An 8,390-nucleotide genomic window follows, 5' to 3' on the forward strand; every position below is an offset into this window, starting at 1 on the left:
TTTAGCTCTACAGCATTCTTAAACGTAACAATACCTGAGAATGAGATATAAAAGTTATGATCCATCGCTCTGGAGGCCATATCCCAATCTTCAGTAAAACAATGCAGCACTCCCGCGACATCAGGGGCTGAGTATTGGCCAATGAGGTTTAGCGTATCTTCCTTCGCATCTCTAGTATGAACAATAATTGGTTTTCGACATTCTTTACTGGCAATTAAATGACGCTTGAATCTTTCCAGCTGAAGATCTTTATGCTCCAGGCCATAATAGTAATCCAGCCCCGACTCTCCAATCGCAATGACTTTTTCACGCTCAGCAAGCGATAATAGGCGTTCAATAGTGGGCTCTTCACAATCGGTACTACCTGGGTGCACGCCAACCGAAGCATAGACATCGGGAAATTTAGCTGCAATCTGAAGCACTTCTTCAATATGCTCCAGGTCAATTGCGACACAAAGCAATTTGTCTACAAGGTTTTCTTTGGCAGCTGAAATTGCAAGCGACAAGTCGCCTTCATATGGAGCTAATTTCAGACGATCAAGGTGGCAGTGGGAGTCAATAAACATGAAAATCAAGCGCGCTCTTGTTACAACGATAAAGCCGCACATACTAACTAAAAATGCGTATCTATGCGACTCACTTGAAGAATCGTATCAAGAAATTGGGGCACCCCCCTATTATTACATACTATGTGTAGGACGATCTGAGCTTAAAGAGCCTGCCAGGTAGGTTTCAATCTTGTTTTTGGCAGTAGCATCTTCTTCGTTAAACTGAACACCGATGCCCGCTGCTCGATTACCCTGAGCACCCTTAGGAGTCACCCAGATAACCTTCCCAGCTACCGGGATTTTTTCAGGTTCTTCCATTAGATTTAACAGCAAAAACACCTCATCGCCAAGATGATAGTTTTTTGCGGTAGGTATAAATAGTCCGCCGTTTTTAATGAACGGCATATAGGCGGCATATAAAACAGCTTTATCCTTGATTGTTAGGGTAAGGATACCACTACGCGCCCCAAATCCTGCTGACATACAATTCTCTTAACAATAACGCGCCCGTACAAACACTTGAATACAAAGCACTAATTGGTCGTTGCACCCACTGTAACCCGAACAGTTTCGAGTAGTATTAAGGTGATATATCTTCAGTATAGGCAAGCAATTGAAAATTGCTTCACACTTTTGAGATCTTTATTAAACCGTTCTTTTAGCCATTAAGCCAGCCCATTGGTTCAATAAAAACTCAAACACCAGCTGCTTGTTAGGATTGCTTGTACCGAGCAACAAACGCAGTTGATCCAAGGCACTTTTGTATAAATCAAGTAACTGAGCCTCGGTCGAAACCTTAGCCAAATGGTCGATCATTTTTGCCGCCGCAAGTCCTTCAGTGGAAAAGCTGGCCAACTTGACCTTTAAAACGAGCTCCAACCATTGAATCATCCACTCTACACGTAGAATCGACAAATCATCGCTCCACCTTTCAGCCAAAACAAGGGCCAAAACATCTTTACGAAGAAAGCTAGCCATTTCTTCTAGCATACGTTGATTTTCTTCAAGCGCGCCCGTTTTAACGTACTCCAAAGCTCTTAGCGGGGCTTGGGCCGCCAGCGCTAAAACCGAGTCTAACTCAGCTCCAGACAAGCTAAGCTCGTCTTTGTTCAGCGCCGCTTCTAGCCACTGCTTCGCTGCAGACGTTTCAGGTAACGAAAAGTCAATCACCTGACAACGAGAACGAATCGTTGGAAGTAACTGCCCCGAGCTATGTGATACTAAGATAATAACGGAATCGCCACTCGGTTCTTCAAGGGTTTTCAATAGCGCATTCGCCGCATTATGATTAAGTGATTCTGCAGGAGATAACACTGCGAGCTTTCGCCCCCCCTGCATGCTCGATTGCGCGAAAAACTCAACCATATTTCTAATCGCATCGACTTTAAGAATAGAGCTCCCTTCTTCGGGACCAATATGCTTATAGTCGGGGTGAGTTTCAGATTCGACAAGACGACACTGTTTACAAGTGCCGCAAGCTTGCTCAAGCTTTCCCTCAGACGTACTTTCACACAAAAGATACGCTGCTAGACTCTCCGCAAACTGTAGCTTACCGATTCCCTCAACACCATTTAACAAGAATGCGTGTGGAACTTTATTTTCTCTTACCTGCTTGAGCACACGCTCCCACTGAGCCGCCTGCCAAGGAAAAAATGACATTACCTGATTCCTTTAACCGTTTTAGCCAACACCAAAGACCAATTTTACCTTGATGACATCAAGACTGATATTGCTTTCGCTCTAAGTCACTCGTCACTCGCTCTAAAATACGATAGAGGTATTGCGGTGCGATAGAATGAATACGTAATAAATATTGCCTGGGCGTTTCACCCAGCGTTCTGCTATAGCCAGTTCGAGCTAATACGTAGCAGCACATCATATATTTTTTCTCTGCCCAGGTATATTTGAAGGCATACTTTTGGCCCCACAAATAGATGGTAAATAAAATAAAAATAGCGACAAGCACATACGCAAATAAACTGGCGACACTTAAAAGGCTGTACTCCCCTAATACCGAACTGACAAACTTTTTGTGCTCTCCCTGATTGTAATTCACTACCCACTTTTGCCAGCCATAACTCATTTTATCAACATATTGCCCCACCCACTTAACAAGCGCTAATTGCTGCCCAACTGATGAAAGTGGTGAGTCTTCAAGAAAGCCTTCTTTCTCGCGAAAGGCATCAGCCCCACCATCCAATATTCTTTCTGGTGCAACCATCGAGGTAGGGTCAGCCCTAAACCAACCTTTACCAACTATGTACACTTCAACCCAAGCATGCGCATCGTATTGATGGACAACCATATATTTTCCATTATCGCGCAACTCTCCACCTTGATACCCGATCACTACGCGAGCAGGAATATTTGCAAGCCGTAACATGTAAGCGAGGCTCCCTGCATAATGCGCGCAGAACCCCGTTTTTGTATCAAACATAAACTCATCGACGAAGTGCTCACCAGTCGTCTCAGGTTTAAGGGTGTAATAAAAATTCTGCTTGGCGAAGTTTTCCATTAGGGCTCGAAAGAGTGCTTCAGGTTCAGGGTATCGCGCCTTCATCTGCGCGATATATTGCTGTGTTCGAGGGTTGCTAGATGCACCTGGTCGCTGCAAATCTTGTACAACGGGCGTTCTGATTCGATCCACCCCCTTAAGCTCGGATAAAAAGGGTAATGAGCCAACCGCTATCCCAAGACTCTCTTGATAACTCAACTTGTATCGCGTCGCCTGAATGGCATCGTTTTTTAGGCTAAAAAGGCCCATCTCACCTTTCAGTAAGTTACTACTTAAGGGCTGCCCATCATCGAGAGCAAAAGCCCAACGATTTTGATGCGGTTCTAGCATCACCTGGTAAGTAGCGCCGTCATGAGAATAAAGTTGGCCTGGGTCAATTTTATAGCGACTGACCGGATAATACTCAATACTTTGCCGCCACTCTCTGCCGTCAAACTCGTCGAGTACTAAACCTCGCCAATAAAGGTTTGACTTGGCGGGGACAACACCACTGAAATCTGCTCTAAAAGCCACTTCGGAAGACTTGGTAAGTGAGGCAATATCGCCAGGAGACATAACATTGCTAATACCTGTCTTTCCTTGCTGAGTTTTGAAAGGCATATGCCACAGCGGAGCTATACGTGGAAAGAATAAAAACAGCACTATGACAAGCGGTATAGACACGGCCATGAGCTTGAAAAGCATTTTACCCAAAGTCGCAATACCACGCTTCCCTAAAGAAAATTCAACGCCTATATTCTGGGATAGCAACACGTAAAAGCAAACAGCTATCAGTAGCAACTGCAACAGCGTATGAAATACACCCTGACTAAATAGAAACGAGACACAACTTAAATACAGCATCGTAAAAATACTTGTAAACAACTCTTTGTCAGCCTTGATCTCTAGAAACTTCAACACAGCTGTCAGAAACAAAAAGGCGCCAGCCATTTCAACAGAAAAGTTGGTTTTATAGTGCGCGACAAACACCGCGCAAGAAGCAAGCGTTAAGCATGTTTTGACAAATGTGCTTACCGGCGGGCTATTTCGCTTATAAGCTATAAAACGATAGACACAGATGAATAACGTAAAAACGATTAGCCATATGGGAAGATGATCACTGTGTGATATCAGCTGTAAGATGATAACTAATAGCAAGGCGCCAACCGGCTGCGCACGGACCGCAAATACGTTGCTCTGTCCGCTGATCACTGCTTTGTCATCACCTTCTCTTAAGTCTTTCTGCATTATCAAGCCACTAATATGATCACGTGCAAATTAATATAAGGCTAGCTGTTTAAGGCAGGCATAATAGTGCGCCTCACTTGAATCAGGTTCAATCACTATCACCGGTAACTCAAGACCAAAAGCTTGCTTAGCCTTGTACAGCCGAGTTATTTTCTCACACATAAACTGTAAGCGTTGCTCTTTTCCGTAGGGTTCATAATCTTGCCAACGTACACGGCTTGCATCTGAAGCAGTTAAGTCATTATCTTTAACCACTAGCAATTCAGAGCTTGCATATTTTTTCCAGTTAATACGCTGCATAGAATCGCCCGCTTGATAAGCACGAAGCGAATTATAGTCATCGGACCTTTGATCGCTCCTCAAACCTTTTTCAGCGCTATTCTCTGCTTTTGTAGGACTCCCTTCTACAGGTTTTGGGTAAACGAGTAGCGAGGCATCCAGTTTCAGCCATGTCCAGGCTCGAACCAGCCCAAAGGGAAAGCACGACTCCAAACGCAATCTTTTTAAGGTATGGTATCCCCGGTTTTTAAGTCCACCTTGAACCGGATATTCATTAAGATTATTCGTTACCGGAGGGACGGCACTCATTTGTCCTGCATCAAAGCCCACTTTAAGACCAAATGCCACTCCCTGCTCTTTTCTGTATTTCACGTAAAAGTAGCCGCGCTCCCCCTCAAATACACCCTCTTCTTTAGCACTACTAATTTCAAGCCCGGACATATTCAAAAAACACATCCAGATAGAGAAAAAGAAAATCGCACCTAAGAAGAATGTAAATAGGTAAATAAGGCTATTCTGATAATTAATTGCCGTTATCAGCATCAACAACAAAAGTAACAGATAAGCAAAACCCGCACGCGACGGGAAAATATATATATTTTTTTGGGATAATCGAAAGTAGTCACTTCGCTTACTGCGTGACGCAATCATCTCACCAACTCTTTCAGCTAAGGGCAACTTCAACTAGACACATCCCGCATAATTACTTTTCTTAACAGAAACATAGACTATAAACCTTGCATTAGCGGATCTCAGCCTAAATAATTACAGTATAGCTGACAGGTTGCTCACTTTTTCACCTGTTATTCTGCTGATCGTATAATATCGCAGGCACCGAATATGAACACTAGCTCTAGCATCATCCTAAAAGCGTCACCTTTATTACTACTGCCACTAATGGCTGGCGCAGAAGTTAAATCTCTTAGCAGTTCAGAGTTAACCGAAACCTATATCAAGGACTCGACAATTATTGTCACGCCTAAAAAGCAGGAAATTGAGACAACTCAAAAAACTTACTCCAGCCTGACAATTGCCCCGGTTGAAAATGTAGACCAGGATATGGATAAGCTAGGGCACCAACAGAACCACGTCGATGGCACTGCCAGCTCTGTCCTACTCAGTGAAGAAATGCTACGAAATGCAGCGATTGCTTCAGCAACCATCGCGCCTATTGACGTTGTGATCCCAACCTACGACGAGGTTAACACTCGCACAATGGAAGAAGTCATGAACGATACACGCTACGCGGTACCCGAGGGTGATTTCGACTTTGTCTATATTGGTGGCGACGGTGCCAACGATCTTGGGCTAAGTAGACAGGACAATCAACTTACCTTTTCAATTGGCAACCTTCCTCAAATTGACAAAATTGAACTTCCTCACGGTATTGATGAAGGTCCGCTTCAAATTACCCCGCGCGTTGGCGGCGGATTTGACCTAACCATTAATATCCCTGATCAAAATTAGTAAAAGCTCATATAGCAGTCTATTTTTTTCTAACCTAATAGACTGCTAAACCCACCTTCTCACTTGTTCGCAATACTCCCTGTAACTCGCCCCAAAGATCTTTACCAAAGCACGCTCTTCGGGCTTTATTTGAATTGCCGTCATGACATAGACGTACAATGCAAACACTAAGAAGTTAAAAGGGTTTGCCAAATACACAGCCCAAGCAAGCAACTGCGCTGCCATACCCACATACATTGGATTTCTCGAGTACTTATAAACTCCATCAACCACAAGCGTGGTCGCATTTTCAGGTTTAATAGGGTTAACGGTTGTTTTATTTTTCCAGAAGCTAAATACCGCTGGCATTAAGAAAAACACAGACGCAAGCCCCAAGACAGCCATAACAATACCAGCCAAGAGCCCAAACCGATATAGACTCACTGAAATCAAAGTATCCAGCCCATACATAATGCCTGCTGCAATCAGTGTTTGAAGTGGTGGAGGAATCCGAATATTCACGAGAACATATACCTATAAGTTAACTTTTATTAGCTACTAACGGGTTCAACTATTGCAATGATTAAAATGCTAGTTTAGAGTAGCGCACCTTTCTGGGAGCGTAACAGGGTTTACACCATTTGCGAAGCTAGAAAGTTCAAAACGGAGAGGTGTCCGAGTGGCCGAAGGAGCACGCCTGGAAAGTGTGTATACCGCAAGGTATCGAGGGTTCGAATCCCTCCCTCTCCGCCAATTAGTTTCCTAACAACACCCTATCAACAAACAACCCTATCAAATGGTTAGATTCTGGTGTTTCTTGGGCGCTTTCTAATACCTCTGTTAAATGCCCATCATCATCTGTATATTTTTCTTTGTAGTAGGTCAGCCTGTCAATCAAAATATCTCGATCAACTTCAGGATGGAACTGGAATGCCCAGAATGGTTTGTTCGCAACTCTAAAGGCATGGCAGCAAATATCGGTATAGGCTAATTCTATGCAGCCTTCGGGTGCCGAAATCGCTTTTTGCTGATGAACCGATACTGCGAGAAAGTCATTTCTGATGCCACGAAAGACCTGATCTGAAGCAGCATGTTCGGTGAGAGATATTGGGATAGTGCCCATCTCGTAATTTTCTTTGTCATCAATAATTTCACGTCCCAATGCTTGGGCAGCTAACTGAAAACCAAAACAAGATGCAAATACAGGGGTTTCATTTTCGACACACTGTAAAAGCAAGCGTTCAGCGTGAGGCACGAAAGTATATGTTTCAGGCTCCAAGACATTTGCCTCACTGGCTCCACCTACAAATAGTGCATCGTAGCCCTGCGCTACATCTCTCGCAAAGTCTGGCTGATCGAAAACGTTTAATACATCAAATTGGGTGACATCAAGCTTACTGTATCGAGCAAAGCTTTCTAATTCTTCCTGCTTAACTTGCTCGGTTTCCCTGATTTGTAATAATAATATTTTAAGGTCTGATCGTTCTTTGCTGGGCATAGGTACTTTCTTAATCCATGTTTTTTGACATACACCACTTTAGCAAAAACAACGAACAACTGTAAGAATTAGCAAATACAATCAAAACCTTGCAAACTAACTGTCATCTAAAAGGTTTATTATTGAGGAAGAACTTTTCTCACTAACATTTTTGATATTTCTAGAGGCTTTCTGATGAAGCACTTGTATCTCTTACGCCACGCTAAGTCCAGTTGCTCTAAGCCTTCTCTTTCGGATTTAGACAGACCACTGAACAAGCGAGGATTACGTCAGATAGCTATCATGTCTCCTATTCTTGAAGCTGACGGCGCATTACAAGCAAACATCTACTCCAGCAATGCAGAACGTGCACGGCAAACTATTCAGGCAACCCTTACATGCGCTAACTCATTCACTGAAGTCAAAACTGACAAAGATCTATACACGTTTAGCAGGAAGAAATTACTAAAATGGCTGCATAAGCTCGGCGATGATGAGAATCAAGTATTGATCGTTGGCCACAACCCTGCTTTTGAGGAACTTCTAGAGTTTCTTTTAAAGACACCCATAAAGAGTTTATCTACCTGCAGCTATGTTCATTTAGAACTTGATACGCCAAGCTGGGCTGCCTTGTCTCCTCTTCAGGCGAAAGTACGACGCTTAATTACGCCCACCTCGGCAAGCTATAATGAGTATATGCGTAAAGTAAACAAAGCAGCTCACGATGCTGAAAGCGATCAAAATCAAATCCAGACAAATTTACTCAAACTTCACAAAATGTCCTTGGGTTTATTGCCTGGCTGTCTTGCAGATATAGATTCCGAATTTGTTCATCAATACAGAGTTTGTCTAAGAAAAACCTGGTCAATTGCTAGCATGATTTACACCTTAACAAAAG

9 protein-coding genes and 1 tRNA gene are annotated in these 8,390 nt (G+C 43.3%); 3 read left to right on the plus strand and 7 right to left on the minus strand.

Translation table 11 applies throughout. The features are described 5' to 3' along the window. The 5 genes from A3756_RS11190 to A3756_RS11210 form a co-directional block, all read right to left on the minus strand. On the minus strand, positions 1-566 hold a 566-nt coding region (locus A3756_RS11190; RefSeq protein ID WP_197481271.1), incomplete at its 3' end, for a TatD family hydrolase. A 114-nt stretch (positions 567-680) separates the two neighbouring features. Further along, positions 681-1,031, minus strand: a complete 351-nt coding sequence (locus A3756_RS11195; protein ID WP_068513675.1) for a PilZ domain-containing protein — start codon at positions 1,029-1,031, stop codon at positions 681-683. 162 nt (positions 1,032-1,193) lie between these two features. Then, complete coding sequence (locus tag A3756_RS11200) at positions 1,194-2,207, minus strand: DNA polymerase III subunit delta' (protein WP_068513678.1); 1,014 nt, start codon at positions 2,205-2,207, stop codon at positions 1,194-1,196. A 58-nt stretch (positions 2,208-2,265) separates the two neighbouring features. Further along, positions 2,266-4,290 (minus strand): transglutaminaseTgpA domain-containing protein, encoded by a 2,025-nt coding sequence (locus A3756_RS11205; RefSeq protein WP_068553508.1) that lies wholly within the window; start codon positions 4,288-4,290, stop codon positions 2,266-2,268. A gap of 30 nt (positions 4,291-4,320) precedes the next feature. Further along, positions 4,321-5,253 (minus strand): DUF58 domain-containing protein, encoded by a 933-nt coding sequence (locus A3756_RS11210; RefSeq protein WP_068750788.1) that lies wholly within the window; start codon positions 5,251-5,253, stop codon positions 4,321-4,323. 156 nt (positions 5,254-5,409) lie between these two features. Between A3756_RS11210 and A3756_RS11215 the strand changes: the two genes are divergently transcribed. Continuing rightward, the gene (locus tag A3756_RS11215; protein WP_068513687.1) at positions 5,410-6,036 is read left to right on the plus strand and encodes a hypothetical protein; all 627 of its coding nucleotides are present in this window, start codon (positions 5,410-5,412) and stop codon (positions 6,034-6,036) included. A gap of 45 nt (positions 6,037-6,081) precedes the next feature. On the opposite strand, the gene A3756_RS11220 is transcribed toward A3756_RS11215, so the two are convergent. Beyond that, complete coding sequence (locus tag A3756_RS11220) at positions 6,082-6,537, minus strand: isoprenylcysteine carboxylmethyltransferase family protein (protein ID WP_156490420.1); 456 nt, start codon at positions 6,535-6,537, stop codon at positions 6,082-6,084. A gap of 143 nt (positions 6,538-6,680) precedes the next feature. Here A3756_RS11220 and A3756_RS11225 point away from each other — a divergent pair. Continuing rightward, a tRNA-Ser gene (locus tag A3756_RS11225) sits at positions 6,681-6,768 on the plus strand. Position 6,769: 1 nt separating this feature from the next. Here A3756_RS11225 and A3756_RS11230 read toward each other — a convergent pair. Continuing rightward, a complete protein-coding gene (locus A3756_RS11230) occupies positions 6,770-7,513 on the minus strand; it encodes a type 1 glutamine amidotransferase (protein ID WP_068513692.1) in 744 nt (247 codons plus the stop codon). Positions 7,514-7,687: 174 nt separating this feature from the next. On the opposite strand from A3756_RS11230, the gene A3756_RS11235 reads away from it, so the two are divergent. Continuing rightward, positions 7,688-8,390: histidine phosphatase family protein (locus tag A3756_RS11235; RefSeq protein ID WP_197481272.1), on the plus strand; the 703-nt coding region annotated here is incomplete at its 3' end.

The sequence above is a fragment of the Oleiphilus sp. HI0086 genome (genome assembly GCF_001635225.1).